At 39.0% G+C, this 13,841-nt stretch carries 17 protein-coding genes; 13 read left to right on the top strand and 4 right to left on the bottom strand.

Annotated features, from left to right (window positions below):
* Position 1: 1 nt before the first annotated feature.
* From BBI00_RS02195 to BBI00_RS02185, 3 genes are read left to right on the top strand one after another with little or no spacing between them, the layout of a single operon-like run.
* On the top strand, positions 2-1,345 hold the full coding sequence (locus BBI00_RS02195) for a cytochrome ubiquinol oxidase subunit I (protein WP_065397237.1): 1,344 nt from the start codon (positions 2-4) through the stop codon (positions 1,343-1,345).
* Positions 1,342-2,346 carry a cytochrome d ubiquinol oxidase subunit II gene (locus BBI00_RS02190; protein ID WP_065397236.1) on the top strand — a complete coding sequence of 335 codons (1,005 nt, stop codon included), beginning with the start codon at positions 1,342-1,344 and terminating at the stop codon, positions 2,344-2,346. Before BBI00_RS02195 ends, BBI00_RS02190 begins: the two co-directional genes overlap by 4 nt.
* Positions 2,347-2,351: 5 nt before the next feature.
* Positions 2,352-2,867, top strand: a complete 516-nt coding sequence (locus BBI00_RS02185; RefSeq protein ID WP_065397235.1) for a ClbS/DfsB family four-helix bundle protein — start codon at positions 2,352-2,354, stop codon at positions 2,865-2,867.
* Between the two features lie 38 nt (positions 2,868-2,905).
* Here the strand turns inward: BBI00_RS02185 and lysS are convergent, their stop codons facing one another.
* From lysS to BBI00_RS02165, 4 genes are all read right to left on the bottom strand, one after another.
* Entirely contained in the window at positions 2,906-4,603 is a 1,698-nt protein-coding gene (gene lysS, locus BBI00_RS02180) for a lysine--tRNA ligase (protein ID WP_065397234.1), read from the bottom strand.
* 148 nt (positions 4,604-4,751) lie between these two features.
* Positions 4,752-5,681, bottom strand: a complete 930-nt coding sequence (gene rlmF / locus BBI00_RS02175; RefSeq protein WP_065397233.1) for a 23S rRNA (adenine(1618)-N(6))-methyltransferase RlmF — start codon at positions 5,679-5,681, stop codon at positions 4,752-4,754.
* Between the two features lie 3 nt (positions 5,682-5,684).
* The gene (locus BBI00_RS02170; RefSeq protein ID WP_065397232.1) at positions 5,685-6,059 is read right to left on the bottom strand and encodes a c-type cytochrome; all 375 of its coding nucleotides are present in this window, start codon (positions 6,057-6,059) and stop codon (positions 5,685-5,687) included.
* Entirely contained in the window at positions 6,059-6,277 is a 219-nt protein-coding gene (locus BBI00_RS02165) for a hypothetical protein (protein WP_065397231.1), read from the bottom strand. Before BBI00_RS02165 ends, BBI00_RS02170 begins: the two co-directional genes overlap by 1 nt.
* A 201-nt stretch (positions 6,278-6,478) precedes the next feature.
* Here BBI00_RS02165 and BBI00_RS02160 point away from each other — a divergent pair, with 201 nt between their 5' ends.
* The 10 genes from BBI00_RS02160 to BBI00_RS02120 all read left to right on the top strand — a co-directional run bounded on the left by BBI00_RS02160 (position 6,479) and on the right by BBI00_RS02120 (position 13,837).
* Positions 6,479-6,934 carry a cupin domain-containing protein gene (locus tag BBI00_RS02160; RefSeq protein ID WP_065397230.1) on the top strand — a complete coding sequence of 152 codons (456 nt, stop codon included), beginning with the start codon at positions 6,479-6,481 and terminating at the stop codon, positions 6,932-6,934.
* 173 nt (positions 6,935-7,107) lie between these two features.
* Positions 7,108-7,752 carry a hypothetical protein gene (locus BBI00_RS02155; RefSeq protein ID WP_065397229.1) on the top strand — a complete coding sequence of 215 codons (645 nt, stop codon included), beginning with the start codon at positions 7,108-7,110 and terminating at the stop codon, positions 7,750-7,752.
* Between the two features lie 251 nt (positions 7,753-8,003).
* Positions 8,004-9,428 carry an anthranilate synthase component I family protein gene (locus tag BBI00_RS02150; protein ID WP_065397228.1) on the top strand — a complete coding sequence of 475 codons (1,425 nt, stop codon included), beginning with the start codon at positions 8,004-8,006 and terminating at the stop codon, positions 9,426-9,428.
* A 23-nt stretch (positions 9,429-9,451) separates the two neighbouring features.
* Complete coding sequence (locus BBI00_RS02145; RefSeq protein WP_065397227.1) at positions 9,452-10,051, top strand: anthranilate synthase component II; 600 nt, start codon at positions 9,452-9,454, stop codon at positions 10,049-10,051.
* Between the two features lie 38 nt (positions 10,052-10,089).
* Positions 10,090-11,079 (top strand): anthranilate phosphoribosyltransferase, encoded by a 990-nt coding sequence (gene trpD / locus BBI00_RS02140; RefSeq protein ID WP_065397226.1) that lies wholly within the window; start codon positions 10,090-10,092, stop codon positions 11,077-11,079.
* Positions 11,080-11,113: 34 nt separating this feature from the next.
* The gene (gene trpC, locus BBI00_RS02135) at positions 11,114-11,887 is read left to right on the top strand and encodes an indole-3-glycerol phosphate synthase TrpC (RefSeq protein WP_065397225.1); all 774 of its coding nucleotides are present in this window, start codon (positions 11,114-11,116) and stop codon (positions 11,885-11,887) included.
* 57 nt (positions 11,888-11,944) lie between these two features.
* Positions 11,945-12,646, top strand: a complete 702-nt coding sequence (locus BBI00_RS02130; RefSeq protein WP_065397224.1) for a phosphoribosylanthranilate isomerase — start codon at positions 11,945-11,947, stop codon at positions 12,644-12,646.
* A gap of 42 nt (positions 12,647-12,688) precedes the next feature.
* Positions 12,689-13,003: an IS200/IS605 family transposase gene (gene tnpA / locus BBI00_RS02125; protein ID WP_083988399.1), complete on the top strand. Its 315-nt coding sequence runs from the start codon at positions 12,689-12,691 to the stop codon at positions 13,001-13,003.
* The gene (locus BBI00_RS23630; protein ID WP_083988398.1) at positions 12,957-13,139 is read left to right on the top strand and encodes a transposase; all 183 of its coding nucleotides are present in this window, start codon (positions 12,957-12,959) and stop codon (positions 13,137-13,139) included. The genes tnpA and BBI00_RS23630 overlap by 47 nt, the downstream gene beginning before the upstream one ends.
* 152 nt (positions 13,140-13,291) lie before the next feature.
* Positions 13,292-13,837, top strand: a complete 546-nt coding sequence (locus tag BBI00_RS02120; protein ID WP_065397223.1) for a GNAT family N-acetyltransferase — start codon at positions 13,292-13,294, stop codon at positions 13,835-13,837.
* The last annotated feature ends 4 nt before the right edge of the window (positions 13,838-13,841 follow it).

Raw genomic sequence — 13,841 nt, 5'->3', positions numbered from 1 at the left:
TATGGATGATTTTATAGCAGCACGTGCCCAGATGGCACTTTCCCTGGGCTTTCATATCATATTCTCCTGTGTGGGTATGGTAATGCCTTTCCTGATGGCTTTTGCCCACTGGAAGTACTTAAAGACCAATAATGAAGTGTATAAAGGACTTACCAAAGCATGGAGCAAGGGTGTGGCCATTCTGTTTGCTACAGGAGCCGTTTCCGGAACTATGCTTTCTTTTGAGCTCGGACTTCTGTGGCCCGGCTTTATGAAGCATGCCGGTCCTATCTTCGGGATGCCTTTTTCTTTGGAAGGGACAGCCTTTTTTATTGAAGCTATTGCCATCGGTTTCTTTCTGTATGGCTGGGACAGATTCAATAAATGGTTCCATTGGTTCTGCGGTTTTCTTGTTGGGGTAAGCGGACTGGCTTCCGGAATTCTGGTAGTGGCAGCCAATGCCTGGATGAACTCCCCTGCAGGGTTTGATTATATTAACGGACAATATCTTAATATAGATCCTATCAAAGCCATGTTCAATGATGCATGGTTTCCACAGGCGCTTCATATGACTGTTGCTGCGTTTTGTGCAACAGGTTTTGCCGTAGCCGGAGTTCATGCTTTTTTAATTATGAGAAAAAAGAATGTTGAGTTCCACACCAAGGCTTTCAGAATTGCTGTAGGTTTCGCTCTTATCGGGGCATTCGGTGCTCCTCTGAGTGGTGATGTTGCAGCCAAATCCGTAGCGGAAAGACAGCCTATCAAGCTGGCCGCCATGGAGGCTCATTTTGAAACAGAGAAAGGGGCTTCATTTGTTCTTGGAGGAATTCCGGATGAAAAGAACGAAGAAGTAAAATATGCCATTAAAATTCCTAAGGTTTTAAGTTTCCTTGTAAGCAATGATTTTAATGCTGAAGTGAAGGGTCTTAAAGATTTTCCAAGAGACGAATGGCCGCCAATTGCTGTTACCCATTATGCTTTTCAGATCATGATTTTCTTTGGTGTTGTGATGATCTGTATCGGAACTGTTTATTTATATGCATTTTTCTTTAAAAAGGAATGGCTGACTAAAAACTGGCTTTTAAAAACCTTTTTAATTGCAACTCCTTTTGGGTATATTGCCCTGGAAGCCGGATGGACGGTTACCGAAGTGGGAAGACAGCCATGGATTATCTACGGCATTATGAGAACGGTAGATGCTGTGACTCCGATGCCCGGAATACAGTATTCATTTTACTTTTTCACCGCTATTTTCGTATCATTATCACTGATCCTTATTTTCCTTTTAAGAAGACAGATCCAGATGGTACCAAAACTTTATGATCCTACCGACGCTCAGTTTAACGATAAAAACAAAAAATCATGATTTACATTGTTATAGGCTTTCTCTGGCTTTCCATCTGTCTTTATATTATCCTGGGAGGTGCTGATTTCGGGGCCGGTATCGTAGAGCTTTTCACAAATAAAAAAGCCCGTCATAAGACCCAGGAGATCATGTATGAATCTATCGCTCCGGTATGGGAAGCCAATCATATGTGGCTGATCATTGCCATTGTAATTCTTTTTGTGGGATTTCCTGAAATATACACAACCATGTCAACCTATCTCCATATTCCCCTGGTACTGATGCTTGTAGGTATTATTGCGAGAGGAACAGCATTCACCTTCAGGCATTATGACGCTGTGAAAGACAACTGGCAGGTTCTGTATACTCAGATCTTTTATTTTGCCAGTTTACTGACGCCTTTCTTTCTGGGATTGATTGCTGCTGCAACCGTTTCCCACTCTATCAATCCTGACGCGGTTGGTTTCCTGGATCTGTACGTTTTCAGCTGGCTGAACTGGTTTGGAGTATCTGTAGGTTTATTTACCGTTTCCCTTTGTGCTTATCTTGCATCTATCTTTTCATTAAGAGAAACCAGAGATAAACAGGAACTTCTGCTGATGATCAGAAAATCTAAACAGACCATGATCTTTGTAGTGGTTACCGGTATTTTAGTATTTGTTACCGCTTATATTTCCGATATTCCGCTTTTAATGTGGGTATTTTCAAAGCCTTTGGGTATTATGGCGATTGCTTTTGCTACGATTGCGTTATTGCTTATTCTAAGAGCGATGAACCGGCAAAAACTGCTTCCGGTGCGTGCCCTGGCCGGCTTCCAAATGGTTATGATCCTTGTTGCAGCAACGTATCAGCATAATCCGGATATTATCCTGTTAGGAAACGGACAGCATCTTTCGTTATTGGAACATATGGCTCCACCAAAAACCATTGCTGCGTTAGGATGGGCATTAATGCTCGGGTCACTGTTTATTCTTCCTTTCCTGTTTTATCTGATGGCTTCGTTCAGTAAACTGAGAAAATAAGCAATATGCAAAGCTACAAAGACAGCAATGAGCTTATTGAAGAGCTTAAAAAGAGATATCAGCTGTATGATCAGGAATTTGATGATATAAAAGAAACAGATAAAGACCTGTTTAAGGCCAATGTTGATAAAACACCTTCACAAAATATCTCTTATCAGATCGGCTGGACTCAGCTGCTTCTAAAATGGGAGTCTGATGAAAGAAGAGGAATTGAGGTAAAAACACCTACCCCTGATTATAAATGGAATAACTTAAAAGGACTGTACCAATCATTTTATGAGCAATATGGTTCATACAGCTTACAACAGCAGAGAGAGCTGTTAAAAAATCAGGTAAATGAAATTATAAGCTGGATCGAAAACCTTGACCACGAGACCTTATTTGTTCCTGAGCAAAGAAAGTGGGCAACAACAGCTGCCAGGTGGCCGGTATGGAAATGGATACACATCAATACTGTAGCTCCGTTTATAAACTTCAGGACGCAGCTTCGGAAATGGAAAAAAGAAAAAGGTACAGCATAACACTGTACCTTTTTCTTTATATTTAGATTTTCTGAAATTTAAGCCAGTTTCATCAAAAGGCTCTCATCAATCTTCTCTACTTTCACAATATTGTTCTTTGTCAGAGTTTTAGAAGCTTTATCCCATTTTTTGCCGGATAACTGGCTTCTTTCTTTTACTTCAGCCAAAGCCATCGGCTCTTCCTGAGAATTTAGGATTTCAAGGATTACTTTCTCGTCCTCTCCCAGTTCAATCTGTGGTGCTGCTTTTTCAGGTCTCATCTGAGGGAAGAATAATACTTCCTGAATGGAGGCATTGTTTGTAAGGAACATGATCAATCTGTCCATACCGATACCTAATCCTGAAGTTGGCGGCATACCATATTCCAATGCTCTGAGGAAATCCTGGTCGATGAACATTGCTTCATCGTCTCCTCTTTCCGATAAGGCCATCTGGGCTTCAAAACGCTCTCTCTGATCGATAGGATCGTTAAGCTCTGAATAAGCATTGGCGATTTCTTTACCACATACCATTAATTCAAAACGCTCTGTTAAGCCTTCTTTACTTCTGTGTTTCTTTGTTAACGGAGACATTTCAACCGGGTAATCTGTAATGAAAGTCGGCTGGATAAAGTTTCCTTCACATTTCTCACCGAAGATCTCATCAATCAATTTACCTTTCCCCATCGTTTCATTCACTTCAATTCCGATAGACTTCGCAAAATCATATAATTCCTGCTCAGTTTTACCGGTAATATCGAATCCTGTGAATTTCAGGATCGCTTCTGTCATGGAAACTCTTGGATAAGGAGCTTTGAAATCCACTTCATGCTCTCCGAATGTAGCTTTTGTAGTTCCGTTTACCTGGATTGCACAGAATTCCAATAATTTCTCAGTGAAATCCATCATCCAGTTGTAGTCTTTATAAGCCACATAGATTTCCATTGCGGTAAATTCCGGGTTGTGGGTTCTGTCCATCCCTTCATTTCTGAAGTTTTTAGAGAACTCGTATACTCCGTCAAAGCCACCTACGATCAATCTTTTCAGATACAATTCGTTGGCAATTCTTAAATATAATGGAATATCCAAAGCATTGTGATGCGTGATAAAAGGTTTAGCAGCAGCTCCCCCAGGAATCGACTGCAGGATTGGAGTTTCTACTTCAAAATACCCTGCATCATTAAAGAACGTTCTCATGGCATTGAACAGTTTTGTTCTTTTCACGAAAATTTCTTTTACCTGTGGGTTTACCGTTAAATCTACATAACGCTGTCTGTATCTTAATTCCGGATCTGTAAACCCGTCGTGTACTACTCCGTTTTCATCAGTTTTTGCCTGAGGTAAAGGACGTAAAGCCTTAGTAAGAAGCGTAAAGTTTTTTACTAAAACAGTCTTCTCTCCTACCTGAGTGGTAAACAGTTCTCCTTCAATACCGATAATATCACCGATATCCAGAAGATGCTTGTATACTTCGTTGTATAATTCTTTATCTTCTCCAGGACAGATCTCGTCTCTGTTGAAGTAAACCTGAATTTTTCCTTTAGAATCCTGCAATTCTGCAAAAGAAGCCTTCCCTTGAATTCTGCGTGACATCAATCTACCAGCGATCTTCACCTGTTTACTTTCAGAAAAGTCCTGTTTTATAGATTCTGTAGTATCTGTAATGGTATACTCATCCGCAGGGAACGCATTAATCCCCATTTCAGTAAGCTTGTTCAGCTTTTCTCTTCTAATGATTTCTTGTTCTGATAATTGCATTTCTTATTTTTCTAAAAGCGTACAAATTTAGGGATTTTTGAGCTGACCGTCAATGAGTTTTTTCAGAAATTTTAAAATGTGAACGGAATGGAGTTGGGATGCGGGATTGAGATAGTGAGATACGGGATATCACTATCATATCTATAATTTAAGCCAGCCAGGCTTTTCTCTCTTTTGGAGAAATAAATGTCCAGGCCAGCATTCTGCTTACTTTTTGTCCCTGGGCCATATCAATTGTTTTAACCTCTATTGCTTTTACTTTTTTTAAAAGCGCAATTAGTTTAGGCAGATTATCTTTTTTGGAAACCAGGCAGGTAAACCAAAGAATCTGAGATGAATACAGAACACTTTCAGTAATCATCTTTGAGATAAAAGCCAGCTCACCGCCTTCACACCATAATTCTGACTGCTGTCCGCCAAAATTAAGCAACGGCTGTTTCGGTTTTCCTTTTTTAAGTTTTTTTGTCTTCCTTATATTTCCTTTCATGGCAGCCTCCTCAGAATCGTGGAAAGGAGGATTACACATCGAAAATGTAAACCGCTCACCGGCACCAATGATATTTTTGAAAATATGATGGGAATCAGGTTGCTGTTTCAGTTGGATGACGGATACAAGATCCGGATTCTGATCCAGGATCAACTGAGCATTTTTCAAAGATCCTTCATTGATGTCAGTTCCAAGCATATTCCAGCCGTAAGATGCATGGGCAATTAAAGGATAGACAAGATTGGCTCCTGTACCTATATCTAGCCCTTTTACAGAGTTTCCTGAAGGAATTTCATCAGAACCTTCCGCTAATAAGTCTGCAATATAATGCACATAGTCAGCTCTTCCGGGAATGGGAGGACATAAATTGGTATCCGGGATATCCCATTCTTTAATCTTATAAAAGTGCAGGAGAAGGGCTTTGTTGAGCAGCTTAACTGCTTTGGGAATACTGAAGTTAATGGTTACCGTCTGATAAGCATTAGTAAAAACATAGTGTTTCAGTTCCGGCACACAAGAAATAAGCTGATCAAAATCATAGGGATCACGATGCAGATTTCTTGTGTGCAGACTGGATTTTTCGGCAGACATATTTTATTTCTTCTGACTCAGGATATATTCTACCATTTTTTTGGCATCTTCTTTAGATACCTGTGGATGGGGAGCCATAGGAACACCTCCCCAAACTCCACTTCCGCCTTCTATGATCTTGGAAGCCAGCAGCTCAATATCCTTATCGGAATATTTAGCGGCAATTTCCTGATAAGAAGGTCCTATCATTCTCTCATTCACAGAGTGGCATCCTGAACAGTCTAATGTTTCCATGATCTGATCACCGGAAAGATTAGCTTTTGCAGGTTCCGAAACAGCAGCTGTTTCAGAAGAAGATGCAACTTCTGTGGTATTTTCTTTTTTAGAACAGGAAAGCATCAGAAACCCCAATGCCCCTGCCAAAAATATTTTTTTCATTATTTTTTCGCTGTAGAGTCTGTTTTAGCAGCTTCAGGAGCAGGTGTAGCCGGGGTTGCAGCAGCCGGAGCAGCAGCCTTAGCAGTAGAGTCTACAACAGTAGTTGTTTCAGGCTCTTCAAGCATGGTGTTGCTGTCTTGTAATGAATGGTCAACTTTTTTAGAACAGTTTACAACTAATAAACCTCCGATAAATGCAATTGCTAATACTTTTTTCATTGTTTTCTAATTTGGTAGCAAAAATATAAAAAATAAACTTTTAAACTTATGACAAATGTTTTCTTTGAAAGAAATTTTAAAGGTATGTACACACAGTGATGATAAAAAAATAATTCAAAATGAAGGGAAAATTAAATAAGCTGATTATTTTTGTGTAATCAATCATAGAGATTAAAACAACAGTATCTAATTTAAAAACTTATGACCACAAAAAATTTATTTAAAGCCGCCCTGGCCGGCACTTTGTTATCCGGTATTGTATCCTGTGACAATTCTTCTTCTGATCCTCAGGCTTCGGACTATCCCGATAAAATAGAATCCATAACCTTATTAAAAGCAACAAAATCATGGGATGGTACTACTTACGGCAGCTATCCGGCCGGTCAACCGGAAATATCGGTTCTTAAAATTGCAGTTCCTCCCAATTCTGCCCTGGATTGGCATAAACACGCTGTCATTAATGCAGCTTATGTGGAAAAAGGCGAAATCCAGATCGAAAGAAAAGAAGACGGAAAAACCCAGTGGGTAAAGAGAGGACAGGTACTTCCGGAAGTCGTCAATACTGCACACAGAGGTAAAACAGGAGACCAGGGTGCTATCCTGATCGTTTTCTACAGCGGAACAACAGACCTTCCGATCACAGAGCCTGTACATTAAATTAGTTTCAATGCTGGGTTCACAAAAAGATCCAATAGAAAGACAGCCTTTAATCCGGGTGTAAAGCAACATCCATACAGCAAAAGAAGCTCAGTATATCCTGATGAAAAGACATTGTGAGCCCGGCGTTGAAAAGTTATTTCTAATATGAAAAGATAATAGTACATTTAAACATGATTTTACTTTCAAAAATTCTGTTTTTTACCAGTCATCATGGTTTTTACACTGTGATCATTATCCTTTTATTTTTTGTTCTGCTGTCGTATCTGACAAAAAAAGCATGGCTTCTGATTCCGGTCATTCCACTGGCTGTTTTAAATGGATTTGGCGGGCAGTTCCTGAATGCCTGGTTTTTGAATCAATACGGAGTGGAAAGTACTGCCATTATTACTTCAGATGTAGAAACCAACTCTACCTTGAATGATATGTACATCCACGATTATGAAGCTATTGTCAGAAAACAGGACGGAAAATATGTATCAACATTCTTTTCGACCACTACAGCAGCCATTTATCCGATTGAAAATGCGATCCGGATCCCCAGAACGGAAGTACCATTCCCGGTCAAGTACATCCCCGGATATGAAAAGAATATCGTAATCCTCTATACACAGTCTGAAGAAGGAAAAGCAGCCGAAAGGTACTCAAAACTGGCTCCTGTAAATTCTGCCAAAATCAAATATGAAGCAGACAGAAGCAATAAAGAATTTGTTGAGGAATATATTTCTGCCCTGGAAGAGTATACAGCCTCGTATCATGATGAAGAGTATGAAACAAAACTCCGTGAACTGAAACAGGAACTTGAACATTTGAAATAGACTTTTTTGACAGGCAGTTTCAAAATTTTTCACTTTTTTATTTTTTGTATTAAAAAAATTTATAATTTTGTCACATGTTTAACATGAGCAACAATATTTGGTGGTGGCTTTCAAACTCTTCGTCGGGTCTGGAAGGATTGTCATGTTATTAACTGTACAGCAGAAATAATCAAAATAAACAATATATAGGCTTTGACGGATACCGTTGAAGCCTTTTTTTATTCCTTTAATCTAAAAAAATACAACAGCAGATGTTTACTGATACAATCAAAATAAAAACCGTTTCGAAAAAAACTCTGGGAGACCTTCACACTCCCATGAATATTTACCTTAAAATCAGGGATAAATTCAGAGATACCATTCTTCTGGAAAGTTCCGATTCAAAAAGTATTGACAATAATTTTTCCTTCATCGCCATCAATGCCATCGCCGGAATTGAGGTAAAAAACCTTAGTGAATATGAAATTAAGCTTCCTGATTCCGCTCCGGTAAAACATCAGATCATGGAACGCAGTATCACGGATATATTTGAAGATTTCCGTAAAACCTTTGACTGTGAAAAGACCCATGACCCGATAGAGCAGACTGCCCAGAGCCTTTTTGGATATACCAGTTTTGAAGCGGTACAGTTCTTTGAAAACATCAATTTAAAGGCACAGAGTCCTGAAGTGGAAATTCCGGTTTTAAGATACAGGCTGTACCAATATGTAATTGCCATCAACCACTTCAATGATGAGATGTACCTTATTGAAAACCAGATCAGCGGAATAAAGTCTGAATTTCACCTGCTGGAAAACCTTATCAAAAATCAGAATACTCCGGTCTACCCTTTTGAAAAGAATGGCCAGGAAACGTCAAACATTACCGCCGAAGAGTATATCGAACTGGTAAAAACGGCTCAGAAGCACTGTATGAGAGGTGATGTTTTTCAATTGGTTTTAAGCAGAAGATTTGAGCAGAAATTTAAAGGTGATGAATTTAATGTGTATAGGGCTTTAAGAAATATCAATCCTTCCCCTTACCTTTTTTATTTTGATTACGGAAGCTATAAATTATTCGGATCAAGCCCTGAAAGCCAGCTGATTATTAAAAACAACAAAGCGGTTATTCATCCAATTGCCGGAACATCTAAAAGAACAGGAAATTTCGAGGCTGATCTTCAGGCTATTGAAGTTTTAAAGGCTGATCCCAAAGAAAATGCAGAACATACTATGCTGGTAGATCTGGCCAGAAATGATTTGGGAAAACTCGGAAGCAATGTGACGGTCACCAAACTTAAAGAAATACAGCTTTTCTCTCACGTGATTCATATGGTAAGCGAGGTGACTGCAGATGTTGCCGAGGATATCAATCCTCTTGAAATGGTTTCTGCAACCTTCCCTCAGGGCACCTTAAGCGGAGCTCCAAAACATAAAGCCCTTCAGCTGATCAATCAATATGAAAAAGACTCGCGTGGATATTATGGCGGTTGTATAGGAATGATCGGTTTAAACGGCACCTGCAACCAGGCGATTATGATCAGAACATTTTTAAGCAAAAACAATACCCTGTATTATCAGGCCGGCGCAGGTCTTGTAGCCAAATCAGTTCCTGAAAATGAACTGCAGGAAGTGAACAATAAGCTGAATGCATTGAAAAAAGCTGTAGAAAAAGCTGAAAAAATCGTAGAAAATTAACAGTTACCCTTAAAAACAAAAAAATGAGCAACTCTATAAATACTCCATCGGCATCTAAAGTTCTGGTATTTGATAACTATGACAGCTTTACCTATAACCTGGTTCAGATTATTGAAAGGATCTTAAACCAGAAAGTGGATGTGGTGAGAAATGATAAAATAACCCTGGAAGAGATAGACCAATATGACAAGATCATCCTTTCTCCAGGTCCTGGAATTCCGGAAGAGGCAGGCATTCTGCTGGATCTGATAAAAGCTTACGCCCCAACTAAAAGTATTCTGGGAGTATGTCTTGGCCAGCAGGCCATTGCCGAAGCCTTCGGAGGAAGCCTGATCAACCTTTCTGAAATCTTCCACGGTGTAGCAACCACTACAGACCTTGTAAAGGAAAATACAAAGCTATTTAAGGACCTTAATTCAGGAATTGAAGTGGGAAGATACCACAGCTGGGCTGTAAATCCTGACAATTTCCCTGAAGAACTGGAAATTACAGCGGTCGATAAAGACGGAATGATCATGGCCCTGCAGCACAGAACCTATGATGTGCACGGAGTACAATTCCATCCTGAAAGTATTTTGACTCCTGACGGAGAAGTAATCATCAAAAATTTTCTTCTGTCATGAAAACAACAGCAACTTTACCCACAATAAAAACACCACAAATGAAAGAAATACTGCAATACCTGTTTAATCATCATACACTCTCAAAATCTGAGGCTAAAGCCATGATGATCGAAATTGCTCAGAATAAATTCAATGCTGCGGAAGTAACGGCTTTCATCAGTGTTTTTCTGATGCGGAACATTACACTGAACGAGCTGGAAGGTTTCAGGGAAGCCCTGCTTCAGATGGCTGTTCCTGTAGATCTTGATGCCAGTGATGCCATTGACATCGTAGGAACCGGAGGTGACGGAAAAAACACAATCAATATATCAACATTGGCCAGCTTTGTAGTGGCCGGAGCCGGACAGAAGGTAACAAAACATGGTAATTACGGGGCTTCTACCACTACAGGCTCTTCCAATGTACTGGAAGAACTTGGATATCAGTTTAAAAACAATACTGAACAGCTGAATGAAGATCTGAACAGGGCCAACATCTGCTTTTTACATGCTCCTTACTTCCACCCTGCCCTGCAATCCGTTGGTTTATTGAGAAAATCCCTGGGATTGAGAACATTTTTTAACCTTTTAGGTCCATTGGTCAATCCTGCAAAACCTCAGTTTTCGATGATCGGGGTTTATAATCTGGAGATTGCAAGGATCTATCAGTATCTTCTTCAGAAGGAGAAGCGAGAGTTTATCCTGGTACATGGGCTCGACGGCTATGATGAGATCAGTTTAACCGGCGACAGTAAAATTATTACTAAAAGCGGTGAAAGCATCTACTCTGCAGAAGACCTGGGTTTTAATCCTGTCACTTTAGAAGATATTAAAGCAGGAAACAGCATTCAGGAAACGGCAAAAATCTTCATGAATATCCTGAAAGGGAAAGGAAGTGAACAGCAAAATTCCGTGGTTCTGGCTAACGCATCCACAGCTCTTTATCACACCGGAAAATTCGACACTTATGAGAATTGCCTTCTTCTTGCCCGGGAAAGTCTGCAAAGCGGAAAAGCATTAAATAGCTTTGAACTTTTAATTAATGCATAAGAAATCAGCGGTTAAATAATTTTTAAGCACAAAAATGACAATACTCGATACCATTATTAAAAGGAAAAAAGAAGAAGTAGCAATAGCAAAATCTGCCATTTCTGTTGAACAGTTAAAAAACACTGACTTTTTCAGAAGAGATACTTATTCCCTGAAAGCGTCTGTAAAAAATAAAAACGGAATCATTGCCGAGTTTAAAAGACAATCTCCATCAAAAGGCATTATCAATAATACTGTGCAGCCTCAGGAAGTGGTTTCTGCTTACGAAAAATTCGGGGCCAGCGGGATTTCCATCTTAACGGACCGGGATTTCTTCGGAGGAAGTTTTAATGATATGATAAGCGTAAGAAATAAGGTCAATATTCCTGTTCTCCGAAAAGATTTTATGATTGATGAATATCAGTTTTATGAAGCCAAAAGTATAGGGGCAGATGTTGTATTATTGATTGCTTCCTGCCTTTCTCCTGATCAGGTTCAGGAATTTACAGAGCTGGCTCATGAACTTAACATGGAGGTTTTGCTGGAAATTCATACAGAAGAAGAGCTAAAACATTTTAACGCAAAGGTGGATCTGGTAGGAATTAATAACAGGAATTTAAAAGATTTTAAAGTAGATCTCCAGCACTCTGTTCAGCTTAAAAATCTGCTTCCGAAAGAAGTTCTGTCTGTTGCCGAAAGTGGGATTTACCATCTTGATGATTTTACATTTTTGAAAGAAAAAGGTTTTGACAGCTTTCTGATGGGAGAATATTTCATGAAAAATACCAATCCTGCCAAAGCATTTGAAGACTTTGCCGCACACATCTGAAAAAATGAATTAAAACATAACAACGGTATAATCAATATCCATCATTATATAATATTTATGAACCATCAGCATTCCCCTAAATTAAAAGTCTGCGGTTTAACACAACCAGACCAGATCCAGGAGCTCATAACGATGAACACTGATTTTCTGGGTTTTATTTTCTATGAAAAATCACCGAGATACGTTCTGAATCATTTGACATTAGAAGATATTTCAAAGATTGATCATCAGGGAAAAACGGGTGTTTTCGTCAATGAAAAAATTGATAAAGTGGTGGAAATTGCTGAAAAAGCCCGTCTCAATATAATTCAGCTTCACGGTGATGAGGATTCAGGGTTTATCAGAAGTTTAAAGGAAAAGCTTCCTGAAATACAAATTATAAAAGTGATCAGGATCAGTTCAGTGATTTCAGAGGACAAAGAATCGCTACTTAATTTTAAGCATCAGTTTTCAGGTTTGCTTCATTCCATTCAGAATGCTATTGACTTTATCCTTTTCGATACTGATTCCAAAGCTTTCGGAGGTACAGGACACGCTTTTGACTGGAGTATTCTGCAACAGCTGGAACTGAGCAAACCCTATTTTCTGAGCGGCGGGATTTCGGAAGAAAATATAACCGAAACAGAAACCTTGCATCCAAGGCCTTTTGCATTGGATATCAATTCAAAATTTGAGACAGAACCCGGCCATAAAGACATTAGCAAAATAAAAAAATTCATGTCTGTATTATCCATAGAGAGTCCCAACGGGAAGACTTAACTCAAAATTGGACACCGTCCAATTAACAAAAAACACAAAAACATGCCCCAATCACTAGTCAAAAACTACGTTCATATTGTATTCAGCACAAAATACAGGAACGATTTCATCGATGAAGAAATAGAACAGGAATTGTATTCCTACATTGCAGTGCTATGCAGAGATTTTGAATGCAGGGCATTGCAGATAGGCGGAACAGATAACCATATTCACATCCTGTGCAGGCTTTCCCAGAAAATTCCATTAATGAAACTGGTTCAGGAAGTAAAAGCCCATTCATCAAAATGGATCAAAACAAAAGGTAAGAAATATGAATTTTTTCTGGCAGGATGGGTACGGAGCTTTTTCGGTGAGTGAAAAGGATGTTCAGATGATAACCAATTATATAAAGAAACAACGCCAGCACCATCAGAAACATGATTTTAAAAATGAACTGATTGGTATTCTGGAAAAACATAAAATGGATTATTATGAAAAATATTTGTGGGATTGATGGTTGAATATCTTATCGCCAAGGATTTTATCCTTTGCTGTTTTTTTTAAATCGTCCCTTTGGGACTCATTTAATAATATTGAATATAATAGCTGTTTCTAAATCCTCCCTTTGAGACTCTTTGCTAACTTTGAATATATAAAAACGATCTTATGAGATATCAGATTAAATCAACAGATGAACTGACAGAGAATGAAATAGAACATATTCTTCAGCTTTGGGATATTGACGTGTGGAATACAATGAAGGCTGATTATTTCCGGACGTTTTTCAAAAATTCGGAATTTCATTTCCTGCTGGATGCTGAAGAAAGTATACTGGCCGTGATCCGTGTCAATTTTGATTTTACGCTGGAGATTTCGGGGAAAGCGCTGCCTTTTGCGGAAGCAGTCGGACTGGTTTCTGCCCACAGGAAAAAAGGATATGGCGCTCAGTTGGTCCGTCATTTCAGGAATCATGTTACGCTGCAAAAGATGGAGACGATAGGATTCTGTCATCAGGAGCTCCGTCCGTTCTATGAAAAATGCGATATTGAAATCGTATATGATAAAGCTAAAATGATCAAAGAAAGTATAGGCTCAGAATGGGTGAATTCCGAAGATGATGATATTTTGATTTTTAATGTTTCCCAGGAGCGGAAAGAACTGCTCAGACAGCTGAGCGCACAAAACAATGCTTATTTAATTACTAAAGAATAAAAAA

The sequence above is a fragment of the Chryseobacterium arthrosphaerae genome (assembly GCF_001684965.1).
GTDB lineage: Bacteria > Bacteroidota > Bacteroidia > Flavobacteriales > Weeksellaceae > Chryseobacterium > Chryseobacterium arthrosphaerae.
This window is presented reverse-complemented; position numbering and strand designations above follow the sequence as displayed.

Coding starts and splice junctions, on each gene's coding strand:
- BBI00_RS02185 (WP_065397235.1), top strand. CDS start 2,352: ATGCAAAGCTACAAAGACAGCAATGAGCTTATTGAAGAGCTTAAAAAG.
- rlmF (WP_065397233.1), bottom strand. CDS start 5,681: ATGTCTGCCGAAAAATCCAGTCTGCACACAAGAAATCTGCATCGTGAT.
- trpD (WP_065397226.1), top strand. CDS start 10,090: ATGAAAGAAATACTGCAATACCTGTTTAATCATCATACACTCTCAAAA.
- trpC (WP_065397225.1), top strand. CDS start 11,114: ATGACAATACTCGATACCATTATTAAAAGGAAAAAAGAAGAAGTAGCA.
- BBI00_RS02160 (WP_065397230.1), top strand. CDS start 6,479: ATGACCACAAAAAATTTATTTAAAGCCGCCCTGGCCGGCACTTTGTTA.
- BBI00_RS02120 (WP_065397223.1), top strand. CDS start 13,292: ATGAGATATCAGATTAAATCAACAGATGAACTGACAGAGAATGAAATA.
- BBI00_RS02150 (WP_065397228.1), top strand. CDS start 8,004: ATGTTTACTGATACAATCAAAATAAAAACCGTTTCGAAAAAAACTCTG.
- BBI00_RS02155 (WP_065397229.1), top strand. CDS start 7,108: ATGATTTTACTTTCAAAAATTCTGTTTTTTACCAGTCATCATGGTTTT.
- BBI00_RS02195 (WP_065397237.1), top strand. CDS start 2: ATGGATGATTTTATAGCAGCACGTGCCCAGATGGCACTTTCCCTGGGC.
- BBI00_RS02170 (WP_065397232.1), bottom strand. CDS start 6,059: ATGAAAAAAATATTTTTGGCAGGGGCATTGGGGTTTCTGATGCTTTCC.
- BBI00_RS02190 (WP_065397236.1), top strand. CDS start 1,342: ATGATTTACATTGTTATAGGCTTTCTCTGGCTTTCCATCTGTCTTTAT.
- BBI00_RS02145 (WP_065397227.1), top strand. CDS start 9,452: ATGAGCAACTCTATAAATACTCCATCGGCATCTAAAGTTCTGGTATTT.
- BBI00_RS02130 (WP_065397224.1), top strand. CDS start 11,945: ATGAACCATCAGCATTCCCCTAAATTAAAAGTCTGCGGTTTAACACAA.
- BBI00_RS23630 (WP_083988398.1), top strand. CDS start 12,957: ATGAATTTTTTCTGGCAGGATGGGTACGGAGCTTTTTCGGTGAGTGAA.
- lysS (WP_065397234.1), bottom strand. CDS start 4,603: ATGCAATTATCAGAACAAGAAATCATTAGAAGAGAAAAGCTGAACAAG.
- tnpA (WP_083988399.1), top strand. CDS start 12,689: ATGCCCCAATCACTAGTCAAAAACTACGTTCATATTGTATTCAGCACA.
- BBI00_RS02165 (WP_065397231.1), bottom strand. CDS start 6,277: ATGAAAAAAGTATTAGCAATTGCATTTATCGGAGGTTTATTAGTTGTA.